The sequence below is a fragment of the Dactylosporangium sp. NPDC049525 genome (genome assembly GCF_040676755.1).
Lineage (GTDB): Bacteria > Actinomycetota > Actinomycetes > Mycobacteriales > Micromonosporaceae > Dactylosporangium.
Window position 1 is genome coordinate 134,501 of sequence record NZ_JBFAPO010000008.1, and the last position, 13,667, is coordinate 148,167.

A 13,667-nucleotide genomic window follows, 5' to 3' on the forward strand; every position below is an offset into this window, starting at 1 on the left:
GCACCACCGCGCCGCGGCGCGGTCCCGGCCGGTGACCGCCGGCCGGCACCGCTGCGCCGGGAACACAGCAGCCCTATCGAAAGGTGTCGACGTGGTCCTCGACCCACTGGCGGAAGCTGCGTGGCTCCCGGCCCGTCACCTCGAGGACCGTCGGGAGAACCCGGGCCCGAAACGGGCCGGCCGCGGCGCGCGCGGACAGCACCGCGTCGACCACCTCCTGCGGCAGCCGGCGCGCCATCGCGGCCCGCGCCTCCGGTACACCGAGCTCCTCGAACCGCACCGGCCGGTCCAGGACGTCGGCGAGCACGGCAACCTGCTCCGCGGGGCTGATCGCGGCCGGGCCGCTCAACGGCAGCACCGCGCCGTCATGCCCGCCGGACATCGCCGCGACGACCACCGCGGCGATGTCCCGCGGATCCACGATCGCCGCCCGCAGGTCCCTGAACGGCGCCCGGACCACACCGGCACGCACCGCGGGCGCCCAGTCCAGGGCGTTGGACATGAACCCGCCGGGCCGCACGATCGTCCACGCCGGGCCGGCCTCCCGCACCGCCCGCTCACCGTCGGCGTGCCAGCGGCCCAGGGCGCCGTCCGGGTCCTCCTCGGCGGCCAGGGACGACAACGCCACCAGCCGCCGCACCCCGGCCTTCGCCGCGGCCTGCGCGAGGTTCGCGTCGTGCTCGGCCATCTGCGGCCCGGCCGACAGCAGGAACACCCGCTCGACGCCGTCCAGCGCGGCCGGCAGGCTGTCCGGGTCGCCGAGGTCGCCGCCGACGACGTCGACGCCGTCCGGCAGCAGGGTCGCGGCCCGCGCCGGATCGCGGGTCAGGGCACGCACCGGCGCGCCCGCGTCGAGCAACTGCCGCAGGACCGCGCGCCCGACGGTGCCGGTGGCACCGGTCAACAGGATCGTCATGTCCACGTGTGTACCGGGCCGCGCTCCAGCCGCGCTGGAGTGGAGGCGGACTGTATGGCCGCTCCAGCGGCCGCTTCTAGCGTCGGGCAGCAGCAACCGACGAGACCTGGGAGCCCACCGTGGAGCTGAACCCCGCCCGCATCCTCGACATCGCCTCCGGTGCCCGCCGCGCCCGGCTGCTGTTCGCCGCCGCCGACGTCGGTGTCTTCGGCGCCCTCGCCGAGGCACCCGCGACCACCGAGGAGCTGCGGGCACGGCTCGGCCTGCACCCGGCCGGGGCCGGCGACCTCCTTGCCGGACTGGAGGCCCTGGGGCTGATCGAGCGGCGCGACGGCCGGTACCACAACAGCCCGGCCGCCGAGCGGTACCTGGTGCCTGGGCGGCCCGAGTTCCTCGGCGGGTTCCTGGACTTCCTCGACGGCACCCTGCACCCCGCGTGGGACGGCCTCGCCGGCAGCCTGCGCACCGGGCAGCCGGCGAACGTGCAGGCCGGCGACGGCGACCCGTACGCGCCGGTGCACGCCGACCCGGCGGCGCGGACCGCGTTCTTCGACGCGATGGACGTGCTCAACGCCCCGATCGGCGCGGCCCTCGCGGAGCTGGACTGGAGCGGCTATGAGCACGTCGTGGACGTCGGCGGCGCCCGCGGCAACATCGCCGCGCACCTCGTCAAGGCCCACCCGCACCTGCGGGTCACGGTGTTCGACCTGCCAGACGTGCGGCCCGCGTTCGACCTGCACATCGGCGGGCTCGGCCTGGCCGAGCAGGTCACGTTCACCGGTGGGGACTTCTTCACCGACCCGCTGCCCGCCGCCGACGCGGTGCTGTTCGGTCACGTCCTGCACAACTGGCCGGTGCAGCGCCGCAGGTTCCTTGCCGAGGCGGCATTCCGCGCGGTACGCCCCGGCGGCGCCGCGTTCGTCTACGACCCGATGCTCGACCCGGACCGCCCGCAGCTGCCCAACGTGCTGGCCAGTCTGAACATGCTGGTCTGGTCCGCCGGCGGCGCCGAGTACACCTACGCCGACGCGGCCGGCTGGTTCACCGACGCCGGGTTCGGCACCGTCGGGCACACGCCGCTGGTCGCGACCACGAGCCTGCTCACGGCGCGGAAGGACTGAACGGTGGCCGTCGCTGTGACCCGCGACCCCGAGCTGACCCGCACGGCGCTCACCGGCTGGCTGTCGGCCCGCTTCGCCGCGCCGGACCTGCGGCTCGGCCCGGTGACCGTGCCGCCGTCGACCGGCTTCTCGGCCGAGAACCTGGTCGTGGACGCCACCTGGACCGGCGCGGACGGGCCGGTCCGGCGGCGGCTCGTGGTGCGGGTCGCGCCGACGACCTACCAGCTGCATCCGCGGCCACGGTTCTGGTTGCAGTACCACATCCAGCGCCTCCTCGGCGAGCGCACGAGCCTTCCGGTGGCGCCGGTGCACGGCTTCGAGCCCGACCCGGGGCTGCTCGGCGCGCCGTTCTGCGTGCTGGGTCACGTCGCCGGCACCGTGCCGGCGGACCTGCCGTCGTACCATCGCGAAGGCTGGCTGCACGACGCGCCGCAGCCGTTGCGGGCGGCGGCGTGGCGGCACGCCGTGGACGCGCTCGCCGACATCCACCGGCTCGACCCCGCGACCCTCGGCCTCGCCGCGCAGCTGGGCCCGGCCGATCTGGCCGCCCAGGTCGAGGAGCTCGCGGCGGACCTCGACTTCTACGGCTGCGCCGAGAACCCGCAGATCCGCGCCGGGATCGACCTGCTGCGGGCCACGGTGCCCACGGCGCACGGCCGGCCGGCGCTGCTGTGGGGCGACGCCCGGCTCGGCAACCTCGTCTTCGACGGTGCCACCGTCGCCGCCGTCCTGGACTGGGAACTGGCCGGGCACGGCGCGCCGGAGACCGACCTCGCCTGGTTCCTGCACCTGGACCGGCACCTCAGCGAAGGCATCGGCGCCGAACGGCTGCCCGGGCTGCCGGACACCGCGGCGACCGTCGCCCGCTGGGCCCGGCGCACCGGCCGGATGCCGCACGCCCTGGACTTCCACCGGGTGCTCGCCGCGGTGCGGTTCGCGGCGTTCACCGCCCGCGTGACCACCCTGGCGACCGGGCACGGCCTGGTCCCCGCCGACTTTCCTCTGCACCGCAACGCGACGCGCCTGCTCGCGGCCACACTCAAGGAGGTCGGCACATGAAACTGTCCATCCTGGACCAGTCCCCGATCGGGGCCGGCCAGTCACCGGCGCAGGCCCTGCGCAACACCGTCGAGCTCGCCGTGCTCGCCGACGAGCTGGGCTACACCCGGTACTGGGTCGCCGAACACCACGCCATGCACTCCCACGGCGGCAGCGCGCCCGAGGTCCTCGTCGCCGCGATCGCCGCCCGGACCGAACGGATCCGGGTCGGCTCCGGCGGGGTGCTGCTCAGCCACTACAGCCCGTTCAAGGTCGCCGAGGTGTTCCGCACCCTGGAGGCGCTGCACCCGGGCCGCATCGACCTCGGCATCGGCCGGTCGGCCGGCTCCAGCCCGGTCGAGTCCTACGCACTGCGCGGCACCCGCGGCACCGCGCCCGTCGCCGACGACTTCGACGACAAGCTCGTCGAGCTGCTGGCGTTCCTGGACGGCGGGTTCCCGCCCGGGCACCCGTTCCGCGACGTCGTGGTCACCCCGACCGGCACCGGCCGGCCCGAGGTGTGGCTGCTCGGCTCCAGCCCGCGCAGCGGCGTCGCCGCCGCCCAGCTCGGCCTGCCCTACGCCTACGCCCATTTCATCAACCCCGCCCCGACCCGGGCCGTGTTCGCCGACTACCAGGCCCGCACCGGCGGGACCGGCGGCGCGATCCTCGGCATCGGCGTCTACTGCGCCGACACCGACGCCGAGGCGGAACGCATCTACGCGACCCAGCGCGCGTTCCGCCGCCGGCTGACCCGCAACGACGTGCGGCCCGTGCCGAGCCCCGAGCAGTCGCTGCGGGAGCTCGCCGACGGTGACGACCCGCTCGGCGCCGAACGGTTCGAGTTCCCGCGCTACGTGCACGGCACCCCGGACAAGGTCCGCGACCAGATCCTGGCCATCACCGAGGCGACCGGCGCCGAAGAGGTCATCGCGCTCGCCACCATCTACGACCACGCCGACCGGCTGCGCTCCTACGAGCTGCTGGCGGAGGCGTTCGCGCTGCAGCCTGTTGCTGTGTCTTGAGAGGACTCCGATGCGCTTCGGAATCAACCTGTTCCCGACCGTCGGCCCGGACGACAAGGATGCCGCCGAGTACTTCGACGACGCCCTCGCCCTGGTCGAGCTCGCCGAGCAGCTCGACTACCACCACGTGAAGACCGTCGAGCACTACTTCTTCGCCTACGGCGGCTACAGCCCCGACCCGGTCACGTTCCTGGCCGCCGCGGCGGCCCGCACGTCCCGGATCAGGCTGATCACCGGCGCGGTCATCCCGGCCTTCACCCACCCGGTGAAGCTGGCCGGCAAGCTCGCCATGCTCGACAACATCTCCCACGGCCGGCTCGACGTCGGCTTCGGCCGGGCGTTCCTGCCCGACGAGTTCGCCGCGTTCGGCATCCCCCTCGATGAGAGCCGCCCCCGCTTCGACGAGGGCGTCGAGGCCGTCCGTCGACTGTGGACGGAGAAGGACGTCGTGTTCGACGGGGCGTTCCACCAGTTCGGGCCCGTCACCCTGCTGCCGTTGCCGTACCAGCGGCCGCACCCGCAGATCCTGGTCGCCACCGCCATCACCCCGTCGTCCGCCGAGACCGCCGGGCGCAACGGGTACGGGCTGCTGCTTGTGCCGTCGATCAACAAGCGGGAGAAGGTCCAGGAGATGATCGCCGGCTACCGGTCGGCACGCGCCGCCGCGGGACTCGACCCGGCCGGCGGCGACATCCACCTCAGCTACAACTGTTACCTGTCCGAGGACCCCGACGAGGCGTACCGCAGCGGCCGCCGCTACTCCGAATGGACCAACGCCCAGCTGCTGGAGGCGGTGTCGGCCTGGTCGGCGACGCGCAGCTCCGGATACGAGGGCTACGAGAACATCGTGAAGAAGGTGTCGGCCGCGGACTTCGACAGCTCGCTGCGCGACAACAAGGCGCTCGTCGGCACCCCCGCCGAGGTCATCGACCGCATCGGCACGATCCGCGACTGGTTCGGCGACGTCACGGTCAGCCTGCAGGTCGTGTCGGGCAACATGCCCCTGTCCGAGTCACAGCGCACCGTGCGCCTCTTCGGCGAGCAGGTCCTGCCGAAGTTCGGCTGACCACAATGGACAGTGCCCCGGCCGCCACCGGCCGGGGCACTGCCGCGTCAGGACAGGAACTCGTTGACCGCCGCGACGAACGCGGCCGGCTCGTCCACCCACGGGTAGTGCCCGGCGCCCGGGATGGTCACGTGGCGGCCGTGGGCGAGGCCGGCGGTGACCACGTCGCCGATGCGTACGCCGGTCAGTGCGTCCTTCTCGCCGGTCAGCACCAGTACCGGCGCCGGCAGGGTGGCGAGGCCGTCGAGCCAGCCGGGGTCCGTCCCGGCCCAGAACCCGGCCCACGCGGCCAGGGCGAACTGCTCCCGCTGGGTCGCCGCGTGTGCCCGCTGCCGCTCGTCCCAGCGGCCGTAGGCCGCCGGCGTGTAGCGGTCCAGGACGTCGAAGACCCGCTCCGGTGCGGCGTCCGGCGGCAGGCTCAGCAGCTCGCCGGCGGCCGCGCCGACCTCGGCGTGCCAGGGCGCGTCGGTGCGGGTGGCGAGGATGTCACCCACGTCGTCGCCGCCCTTGCCGTACAGCTGCGGGCTCGGCGACACCAGGACCAGCCGGGCGATGCGGGCGGGGTGCGCGGCGGCGTAGGCGCTGGCCACGACCGACCCGGCGGAGTGCCCGAGCAGGTCGAGCCGCTCCAGGCCGAGATGGTCGCGCAGCGCCTCGACGTCGCGGGCGAGGGTGGGGTACGCGTAGGTGGACGGGTCGTCGGGCCGGGCGGACGCGCCGGTGCCGCGGGCGTCGTAGCGGATCAGCCGCCGGGACGCGGACAGGCCGCCGAGGTCCTCGAGGTAGCCGGCGGCGCGTGGCCCGCCCGGCACCAGGACCAGCGGCGGCCCGTCGCCGATCGACTCGTAGTGCAGGACCGTGCCGTCGAAGCTGGTGAAGTTCGCCATGCCAGCGACGCTACGAACGGCCGCTCCACAAGCGGTGGGGTTCCGCTACAGGGTCAGGACCGCCTTGCCGTTGACCTGCCGGTCCCGCAGCGCCGCCCACACCGGCGCCAGGTCCGTCCACGGGGCGGTGACCGCGACCTGCGGGTCGAGCCGGCCCTGCGCCACGAGACCCACGAGCGTGGTCAGGTCCGGCCCGACCGGCTGCCGTTGCGTCTCCTGGAACAGATACAGGTGCCGCAGCGACACCCCCGGCCGCGGCCGCCCCCAGTCCAGCGGCAACGCCAGAGGCGCGCGGGTGGTGTTCCCGTAGCTCACCACCACCCCGTCGGCGGCGACCGCCCGCCATGCGGCCGTGAGGGCATCGCCGCCGACGCTGTCCAGCAGCACGTGGACGGGCTCGGTCACCTCGTCGCCATAGCGGCCGACGCCGGCCGCGCCGAGCTTCGCCAACCCGTCGCCGCGGCCCTTCGCGCCGACCTGGGCGAGGACCCGGGCCCCGGCGGCGGCCGCCAGCTGCACCGCGACCCGGCCGACGCCGCCGCCGGCACCGGTCACCAGGACGGTGCGGCCGAGCAGCCAGCCGGCGTGCCGCAGCGCGTACAGCGCGGTGAGCCCGGCGACCGGCAGCGCCGCCCCGGCCGTGTCGGGCACGGTGTCCGGCAGCACGGCCAGGTGCGCGGCCGGGATCGCGACCCGCTCCGCGAACCCGTCCCGCCCGGCGAGCCCCGTGACGCGGGTCCCGACGGGCGGCCCGCCATCGGCCGCCACCTCGACGACCCCGGCGATGTCCCAGCCGACCCGGGCCCCTGCCGGCAGCGCCCCGGCGACGGTCAGGTCACCGCGGTTGAGCCCGGCGGCGGTGACCGCCACCACGGCCTCGCCGGGCGCCGGCCGCGGCGGGTCGACCGTGGCGAGGGTCAGCCCGCCCTCGCCGGTCGTGACGAGTGCCCGCACGACTCAGCCGGCCGGCTGGGCTTCGATGTCACGCGTCGCGAACGCCTCGACGTCGAAACCGCCCGGCGTCGACAGCGGCAGCACCTCCAGGCGCAGGTGCGAGGAGAGCGGGTTGCCGTACAACACGTCGGTCAGCTCCTCGTGCGAGCCGACCTCGTAGATGTTCAGCCCGCCGGACTGCCCGACGACGATCCAGCTGTGCTTGATGATGCCCTTGTCGATGAGCCCCTGGATGTAACCGAAGCCCTCCGGCAGCCGGTGCCGGAACTCGTCCGAGCTGATCCCGACAGGGTTCTGGTGCGTGAAGACGGCGAACAGTGCCATGGTGCCCTCCTGGTCCGTGACCCGCATGCTTGCGGGATCACGGACCAGCCTGTGCGCCACCGGTGCAGCACGACTGGAGCATTTCTGGAGCTGTTGTCAGCTCAGCTGCGGGTACACCACCCGGAGGTCGGCGGCCATGGCGGCCTTCGCGCCGGCGGCCGCGTCGTCGACGAGGACCTCCAGGTCGCCGCGGGCGACACCGTCGACGACGGCGGTGGCCACGAACGCGGGGTCGAGCTTCGGGATCTCCCAGCGGGCCATCATGTCTGTGTCGGCGGCGCCCAGGTGTACGGCGGTGACCTGGGTGCCCTGCTTCGCCAGCTCGAGCCGCACGCCGTTGGTGAGGCTCCACTGCGCCGCCTTCGCCGCGCTGTAGGACGTCGCGTCGAGGAACGTGACCCACGACAGCACCGACAGCAGGTTGACGATGGCGCCGCCGCCGTTGCGGCCCAGGATCGGGGCGAACGCGCGGACCATCCGCAGCGTGCCGAAGAAGTGGGTGTCCATCTCGAGGTGGATGCGGTCCAGGTCGCCGTCGACGAGGTTGGAGAACGTCGCGATTCCCGCGTTGTTGACCAGCAGCGTGACGTCCCCGGCGGCTTCTGCCGCGGCCTGCACGGCCCCCGGGTCGGTGACGTCGAGCGGCAGCACTGTGGCGCCCGGCAGGTCGACGGTACGCGGGTCACGGGCCGTCGCGTACACGGCCGCTCCGCGGGCGAGCAGCTCCCGCGCGATGTGCAGGCCGAGGCCCCGGTTGGCGCCGGTGACCAGCGCGACGGATCCGTCGATCTCCATGTGGTTACCTCCTGAGTTGGTCCGGTCACCGTATGGCATCGATCACCTGTGACGGTTCCACCGTGCGGACGGCGCGATCCAGCCGTGGGTCCGGTGTCGGTCGTCTATGCTCCACGCGTGTTCGGAGGTCTTTTCAGGCGCGGTGCGGCACCCGTCCTGCCGGAGGTCGACCGCGACCGCGCGCTCGCCGACCAGGACCTGCGCGCGGCGCGGGCCCGCGCGGTCGCCGGCGACTGGACGGCCGCCCGCGACGTCATCGCGGCGGCCGGCACCGACTGGGAGCGCCGGGGGCATCGGACCTGGGTGCTGGCCGAGGCCGCGCAGGAAAACGCCGGCGCGTGGATTGACGCATGGCTGACGGCGACCCCGGATGACCCCACCGTGGTCACCCTGCACGCCGCCGCCCTCACCGAGCTGGCAGGCAGGGCGCGGGGCCACGCGACGGCGGCCCAGACGTCGCAGGAACGGCTCCGCTCGTTCGCCGACCTGTCGGCGAAGGCGCGGGCCCAGGCGGAGCGGGCGCTCGTGCTCGCGCCGGACGACCCGCTGCCGTGCAACATCCTGTTGAACTCGATGTTTTCCGGCGGCGACCGCGGTGGTGCCTTCGGCGAGCTCCTGGCCGAGGCGAGGCGCCGCGACCGGTTTGACTTCGAGGTCCACACGACCGCGGTGACCTTTCTCTGTGAGAAGTGGTTCGGCTCGCACGACGCGATGTTCGCCCTTGCTCGGGAGACGGCGTCGCAGGCCCCGCCGGGAGCCGGTGCCACGATGCTGCCGCTGTTCGCCCATTTCGAGTACGCGATGCGTGAGTACTCCTGGGCCAAGGTCAACGCGAGCGCGCTGGTCGACTGCCGCCGGTATTTCCAGCGCCCCGACGTCCAGGGCGAACTCGACGCGTGCGTGACGAAGTGGCGTGCGCCCGGCCCACCGACCCACGCGAAGGCGCTCACGTGCGAGAACTGGCTCGCCATCGCGTATGCGCTGTCCGGCCGTCGCGACGAGTGCAAGGCCGTGTTCGACCGCATCGGCCCCTACGCCGACTCGCACGTCTGGGCGTACTTCTTCGGCTCCATCCGGGACGGGTTCACCGCGAACAGGGCCTGGGCCAACCGCACCCGGTGACGTTCGCCGACACGTCAGGCCTCGGCCTGCTCGAGCAGGCGCTCGGCGCGGTCCGGGTTGCCCTCGGCGAGGCCGCGGTCGATCGCGCCACGGGACGCGAGCCACATCGCCACGCCGACGAGGAACACGATGCCCTCGGTGACGGTCAACGCCCAGATGATGCCGGTCAGCCCGAACCAGAGGTTGCCGAGCAGCACGATCGGGATGAACAGGACGCCCTGCGCCATCGACATCGTGATCGCCGGCGCCGAGCGTCCCGTTGCCTGGAACAGCGACGTGATGAGGCCCCGGAATCCGTTCACGATCATCGCCGCGAGCTGTGCGATGAGGATCGTGACGCCGATCGCGAGGACGGACCGGTCGGGCAGGAACGCGGCGACCACCTGCTCGCGGAACACGAGCATCGTCGTGGCGAACACCAGCACGATGGCGCCGACCGTGATCGCCGAGCCGCGCAGTGCCGCGGTGAGACGGCTCCGGTCTCCCTTGCCGTACGAGTAGGCGAGCAGCGGCAGCACGCCGATCGTGACGCCCATGACCAGGAACTCCGGCACCTGCGCGAGCCGGACCGCGACACCCATGGCCGCGAGCGGGCCGTCGCCGTAGGCGACCGCGAGGCGGTTGAGCACCAGGCTGGTGACGATCATGAAGGCGGACTGGAGCAGTTCCCCGACGCCCACGCCGAAGACCGGCTTGAGCACGGCGGGGGAGAGCGTGAACCACCGCGGCGCGAGGCTCAGGTGCTCGCTGTGCCGCCACATCCAGACGGCGAAGTAGATCACGCTGACCAGGTTCGCGAGGCCGGTCGACAGCGCCGCGCCGGCGACGCCCCAGTGCAGCACGAGGATGAACAGCACGTCGAACACGAGGCTTCCGACCGTCGACACGATGAGCCCGATCATCGCCTGGCGCGCGGCGCCCTCGGCTCGCACGAGCTGTTCGAGGCAGAACGCCGCGGCGAGCACGGGGACGAAGGCGAGCATGACGGTGATGTACGACGTTGTCGCGGGCCCGGCGGCGGCGTCCGCGCCGAGCACCGACACGAGGGGGTGCAGCAGGAGCAGCCCGGCGCCACCGAACACGGCGCCGGCGAGCACCGCGCCCCAGAGGGCGAACGACGAGACGTGCTTGATCTCGCCGGCCTTCGCGGGCTCGCGCTCCGCCGCGCCGAGCAGCCGCGAGATGAGCGTGCTGCCGCCGACGCCGAACACGCTGCCGATCGCCATGACGAGGCCGAGCAGCGGCGTGCCGAACGTGATCGCGGCGAGGAGCGCGGTGTCGTGGAGCGAGCCGATGAAACCGGCGTTGATGACGTTGTAGACGGAGCCGACGATCATCGCGGCGGCCATCGGCACGCAGAGGTGCACCAGGGCACGGGCGATGGGCGCGGCGGAGAGGTACCAGCGGTTCGTGCCGACGGCGTCGGCCTTCGCGGGGGACTCGAGGGTCGTGGTGCTCATGGCTGCTCCTTTTCCGGGCAGGTTTCTCGGGGTTTCCGGGCAGGTTCCAGCGCGCGACGGCGGATGCCGGCACGGCGACAGGGCAGGTTGGGGCGCGCGACGGCGGCACGCCGGCGCGGCGGGTCGGGTGGGCGCGGCCGGGCCGCGCCCGTGGTGTTACCGGGTGGGTTGCGGCAGCTCCGCGGTGACCTTCGTGAGCAGGGCGTGCAGGGCCGCGCGCTCGGCCTGGTCCAGCGGGGCGAGGATGGTCTCGTCGGCGGCGGCCATCGCGGCGTCGAACCCGGCGATGAGCTCGACGCCGGCCGGCGTCGCGTGGACGCGCTTGCTGCGCTCGTCGCCGCTCTCCGTGCGGCGCTCGACGAGGTCGCGGCGCTCCAGCCCCTGCAGCAGGCTCGTGACGCTCGCCGCGCTCGTGCGGGTGACCGCCGCGATGTCCCGCTGGATCGCGCCCGGGTTCTTCACCAGGTAGCCGAGCACGAAGGCCTGCGCGAAGCTGAGCTCGCGGGCACGGATCCAGTCCTCGCCCGCCTTCTGCTGCGCCCAGCCGATCCACCGGACCAGGTCAAGGGTGCTCGTGAGCCTCGGTGCGTCCATGGTTCAAACTCTAATGATTAGAGCTCTAACTGTCAACGCTCGAACTGACCCTGCGATTTCGACACCGACGGTTGACGGCGGATCGGTCAGGAATCAAGAAGCGGCCGGGACCGGGCCGTTCCTAGGGTTGCCGCCATGAACATCAAACAAGACATCGCCCAGGACATCGAACAGGACAAGGCCGCCGACGGCACGTGCCCGGTGGCGCTGCAGTACTGCCACATCACCGTGAGCGACTGGGACGAGTCGCTCGCCTTCTACCGTGACGCGCTCGGGCTCGAGGTGCACAACGACATCGGCTCCGGCGCGGCCCGCTGGGTCACGCTCGGCGGCACGAACCAGCCGGGCCTGGAGTTCGTCCTGTCGCTGCCGCACGCGGGCCGCACCGAGGCCGACGGCGACGCCCTGCAGGACCTGCTGTCGCGGGGCGTGCTGCCGATGATCGTCTTCAGCACCGACGACCTTGACACGACGTTCGAGCGGGTCCGGGCCTCCGGCGCCGAGGTGTTGCAGGAGCCCATCGAACGGCCGTGGGGGCCCCGGGACTCCGCGTTCCGTGACCCGTCGGGCAATACGGTGCGGATCCAGCAGGGCGCGGTTCGCTGACCGGCTGCCCTACCACCACTCCCAACCGGAGTAAGGGATCTCAGTGCCGGAACAGGCGGATCTCGGTGTGGACGTGGGTGATGCCGCGTCGCGAACACTCCTGCCGCACCGCGGCCGACCGGATCGAGTCGCCGGGTTCGGCGATGTACCGCACCCCGTGCCGTGCGGCGTGTTCGACGTTGTCGGCGAACGGCAGCGCGCCGTCGGACACGAACGCGACCCGGTCCAGTATCCGTAGCCACGCCGCCCGGTCGGGGACGTCCTCGGTCCGCTGAAGCTGCGCCGCCACCCGGTCCTGCACCTTCGTCCCGGCATCCGATGCCTGGACGGCCGGGTGGCGGCGCAGCCACCAGGTGTCGACTTTCGCGCCGGCGAGCCGCGTGCAGTCCACTCGCGATTGCTGGCCGGCGCCGATGCCCAGCGTCATCCCGTCCCGGACGTACGCCACCGAGTTCGACTGTGTGTACCGGACCACGACGAGGCCGAGCAGCAGGTCGTCGACGGCCGCGGCGGGCAGGCGCGGGTCCGCGAGCAGTTCCCGGGTCAGCGGCGCGTCGTCGCGGGGCTGGGTGAGACGCAGCCCGTACACGTCGCGGGTCTCCACCGGCGGCGGCTCGAACGCCGCGTCGGCCGTCACGACGAGGAATCGGCCGCCCTTCTTCGCGGCGAGGGACGCCACCACCCCCGGCTCGTACCCGGGTGCGACGACGCCGTCGGACACCACCCGCCGCAGCAGGTCGGCGAGCTCCGCGTCGACCGGCTCGGACACCGCCACGAAGTCGCCGTAGGAGCTCTTCGGGTCGGCGTCCCGCGCCCGCACGTAGGCGCCGGTCAACGCACCCGTCGTCGCCGGATCCACCTGGTACGTCCGTGCCATGACCGCGTCGAGCGGACCCGCGGTCGCGGCACCGGCCGGCGAGACGTGCTTGAAGGACGCGGCGACGGGCCGGCCGAGCACGGTCGCGGCCTCCCGCACGAGCTGCCAGGCACCCGCGGCGTCGAGGATGTTGATGTACGACGGCGCACCGTGCACCACCCGCAACGGCTGGGTACCGGGGTCGATCGGCGTTGCCGTCGCCGTGCGCTGGTGCGGGTTCATGCCATACCGCAGGTTCACGCTGCCTCCGATCGCAGGACGTCTGCTTCCGGAGGCGCCCAGGCGGACGGCGCCACACCCTCGATCCGGCCGGGTCCCCGGTGGTGCTCCACCCTCGCCAGTACCCGGCCGCCCGCAGCATACCGAACCCGGCTGGCCGCGCCCGGTACGCGTGGTGGTGGGCGCCGGTGCGATCATCGGGGTATGACGGCTTGGCGAGACGTCCAGCAGGCGGTGCCGGAGTTCGCGCAGCGGGTGCAAACGCTGTTCGACGCCCACCGGCACAAGACCATTGCCACCCTGCGCGCCGACGGGTCACCGCGGATCTCCGGGATCGAGGTGGTCTTTGAGGACGGCGAACTGGTCTTCGGCTCGATGGCGCACGCGCGGAAGGGCGCGGATCTGCGGCGGGATCCCCGGTTCGCGTTGCACAGCGCCACGGTCGACCCGGTCGAGGGCGCCGAGGCGCAGTGGCCGGGTGAGGCGAAGATCTCCGGGCGGGCGGTCGCCGCCGGACCGGTCGTCGAAGGGCCGGACGGCGACCGGTTCCAGGCCGACGTCGCCGAGGTCGTGCACACCCACCTCAACGAGGCGGCCACGCTGCTCGTCATCGAGTGGTGGACGCCGTCGCAGGGACTCCGGCGCGTCGAACGCGAGTAGCGC

Annotated in this window: 15 protein-coding genes and 1 riboswitch; of the genes, 7 read left to right on the forward strand and 8 right to left on the reverse strand. The window is 73.1% G+C overall.

Annotated elements, in window-relative coordinates; translation table 11 throughout:
- Nucleotides 1-73 precede the first annotated feature (73 nt).
- A complete protein-coding gene (locus AB0K00_RS15165; protein ID WP_363520688.1) occupies nt 74-916 on the reverse strand; it encodes an NAD(P)H-binding protein in 843 nt (280 codons plus the stop codon).
- A gap of 119 nt (nt 917-1,035) precedes the next feature.
- Here AB0K00_RS15165 and AB0K00_RS15170 point away from each other — a divergent pair, with 119 nt between their 5' ends.
- From AB0K00_RS15170 to AB0K00_RS15185, 4 genes are read left to right on the forward strand one after another with little or no spacing between them, the layout of a single operon-like run.
- On the forward strand, nt 1,036-2,037 hold the full coding sequence (locus AB0K00_RS15170; RefSeq protein ID WP_363520690.1) for a methyltransferase: 1,002 nt from the start codon (nt 1,036-1,038) through the stop codon (nt 2,035-2,037).
- 3 nt (nt 2,038-2,040) lie between these two features.
- The gene (locus AB0K00_RS15175) at nt 2,041-3,096 is read left to right on the forward strand and encodes a phosphotransferase family protein (protein WP_363520693.1); all 1,056 of its coding nucleotides are present in this window, start codon (nt 2,041-2,043) and stop codon (nt 3,094-3,096) included.
- Nucleotides 3,093-4,100 carry an LLM class flavin-dependent oxidoreductase gene (locus AB0K00_RS15180; protein WP_363520696.1) on the forward strand — a complete coding sequence of 336 codons (1,008 nt, stop codon included), beginning with the start codon at nt 3,093-3,095 and terminating at the stop codon, nt 4,098-4,100. The genes AB0K00_RS15175 and AB0K00_RS15180 overlap by 4 nt, the downstream gene beginning before the upstream one ends.
- A 10-nt stretch (nt 4,101-4,110) precedes the next feature.
- Nucleotides 4,111-5,166 (forward strand): LLM class flavin-dependent oxidoreductase, encoded by a 1,056-nt coding sequence (locus AB0K00_RS15185; protein WP_363520699.1) that lies wholly within the window; start codon nt 4,111-4,113, stop codon nt 5,164-5,166.
- A 47-nt stretch (nt 5,167-5,213) separates the two neighbouring features.
- Here AB0K00_RS15185 and AB0K00_RS15190 read toward each other — a convergent pair whose 3' ends face one another.
- From AB0K00_RS15190 to AB0K00_RS15205, 4 genes are all read right to left on the reverse strand, one after another.
- On the reverse strand, nt 5,214-6,053 hold the full coding sequence (locus AB0K00_RS15190) for an alpha/beta hydrolase (protein ID WP_363520701.1): 840 nt from the start codon (nt 6,051-6,053) through the stop codon (nt 5,214-5,216).
- Between the two features lie 45 nt (nt 6,054-6,098).
- Nucleotides 6,099-7,007, reverse strand: a complete 909-nt coding sequence (locus AB0K00_RS15195) for a zinc-binding dehydrogenase (protein WP_363520703.1) — start codon at nt 7,005-7,007, stop codon at nt 6,099-6,101.
- A gap of 3 nt (nt 7,008-7,010) precedes the next feature.
- On the reverse strand, nt 7,011-7,331 hold the full coding sequence (locus tag AB0K00_RS15200; RefSeq protein ID WP_363520705.1) for a muconolactone Delta-isomerase family protein: 321 nt from the start codon (nt 7,329-7,331) through the stop codon (nt 7,011-7,013).
- 96 nt (nt 7,332-7,427) lie between these two features.
- On the reverse strand, nt 7,428-8,126 hold the full coding sequence (locus AB0K00_RS15205; RefSeq protein WP_363520707.1) for an SDR family oxidoreductase: 699 nt from the start codon (nt 8,124-8,126) through the stop codon (nt 7,428-7,430).
- A 117-nt stretch (nt 8,127-8,243) separates the two neighbouring features.
- Here AB0K00_RS15205 and AB0K00_RS15210 point away from each other — a divergent pair, with 117 nt between their 5' ends.
- Complete coding sequence (locus AB0K00_RS15210; protein WP_363520710.1) at nt 8,244-9,248, forward strand: hypothetical protein; 1,005 nt, start codon at nt 8,244-8,246, stop codon at nt 9,246-9,248.
- A gap of 14 nt (nt 9,249-9,262) precedes the next feature.
- Here AB0K00_RS15210 and AB0K00_RS15215 read toward each other — a convergent pair whose 3' ends face one another.
- A complete protein-coding gene (locus tag AB0K00_RS15215) occupies nt 9,263-10,708 on the reverse strand; it encodes an MATE family efflux transporter (protein WP_363520712.1) in 1,446 nt (481 codons plus the stop codon).
- Between the two features lie 156 nt (nt 10,709-10,864).
- Entirely contained in the window at nt 10,865-11,302 is a 438-nt protein-coding gene (locus AB0K00_RS15220; RefSeq protein ID WP_363520715.1) for a MarR family transcriptional regulator, read from the reverse strand.
- 135 nt (nt 11,303-11,437) lie between these two features.
- On the opposite strand from AB0K00_RS15220, the gene AB0K00_RS15225 reads away from it, so the two are divergent.
- Entirely contained in the window at nt 11,438-11,908 is a 471-nt protein-coding gene (locus tag AB0K00_RS15225) for a VOC family protein (RefSeq protein WP_363520718.1), read from the forward strand.
- Between the two features lie 40 nt (nt 11,909-11,948).
- Here AB0K00_RS15225 and AB0K00_RS15230 read toward each other — a convergent pair whose 3' ends face one another.
- Complete coding sequence (locus AB0K00_RS15230) at nt 11,949-13,025, reverse strand: phosphoribosylaminoimidazolecarboxamide formyltransferase (RefSeq protein WP_363520720.1); 1,077 nt, start codon at nt 13,023-13,025, stop codon at nt 11,949-11,951.
- A 29-nt stretch (nt 13,026-13,054) separates the two neighbouring features.
- Nucleotides 13,055-13,140: riboswitch (ZMP/ZTP riboswitch) on the reverse strand.
- Between the two features lie 68 nt (nt 13,141-13,208).
- Between AB0K00_RS15230 and AB0K00_RS15235 the strand changes: the two genes are divergently transcribed.
- On the forward strand, nt 13,209-13,664 hold the full coding sequence (locus AB0K00_RS15235) for a pyridoxamine 5'-phosphate oxidase family protein (RefSeq protein ID WP_363520723.1): 456 nt from the start codon (nt 13,209-13,211) through the stop codon (nt 13,662-13,664).
- Nucleotides 13,665-13,667 lie beyond the last annotated feature (3 nt).

Bases quoted from the DNA above. Each gene is read 5' to 3' on its own strand.
- AB0K00_RS15165 (WP_363520688.1), bottom strand. From the start codon at position 916: ATGACGATCCTGTTGACCGGTGCCACCGGCACCGTCGGGCGCGCGGTC.
- AB0K00_RS15180 (WP_363520696.1), top strand. From the start codon at position 3,093: ATGAAACTGTCCATCCTGGACCAGTCCCCGATCGGGGCCGGCCAGTCA.
- AB0K00_RS15185 (WP_363520699.1), top strand. From the start codon at position 4,111: ATGCGCTTCGGAATCAACCTGTTCCCGACCGTCGGCCCGGACGACAAG.
- AB0K00_RS15190 (WP_363520701.1), bottom strand. From the start codon at position 6,053: ATGGCGAACTTCACCAGCTTCGACGGCACGGTCCTGCACTACGAGTCG.
- AB0K00_RS15200 (WP_363520705.1), bottom strand. From the start codon at position 7,331: ATGGCACTGTTCGCCGTCTTCACGCACCAGAACCCTGTCGGGATCAGC.
- AB0K00_RS15205 (WP_363520707.1), bottom strand. From the start codon at position 8,126: ATGGAGATCGACGGATCCGTCGCGCTGGTCACCGGCGCCAACCGGGGC.
- AB0K00_RS15215 (WP_363520712.1), bottom strand. From the start codon at position 10,708: ATGAGCACCACGACCCTCGAGTCCCCCGCGAAGGCCGACGCCGTCGGC.
- AB0K00_RS15220 (WP_363520715.1), bottom strand. From the start codon at position 11,302: ATGGACGCACCGAGGCTCACGAGCACCCTTGACCTGGTCCGGTGGATC.
- AB0K00_RS15225 (WP_363520718.1), top strand. From the start codon at position 11,438: ATGAACATCAAACAAGACATCGCCCAGGACATCGAACAGGACAAGGCC.
- AB0K00_RS15235 (WP_363520723.1), top strand. From the start codon at position 13,209: ATGACGGCTTGGCGAGACGTCCAGCAGGCGGTGCCGGAGTTCGCGCAG.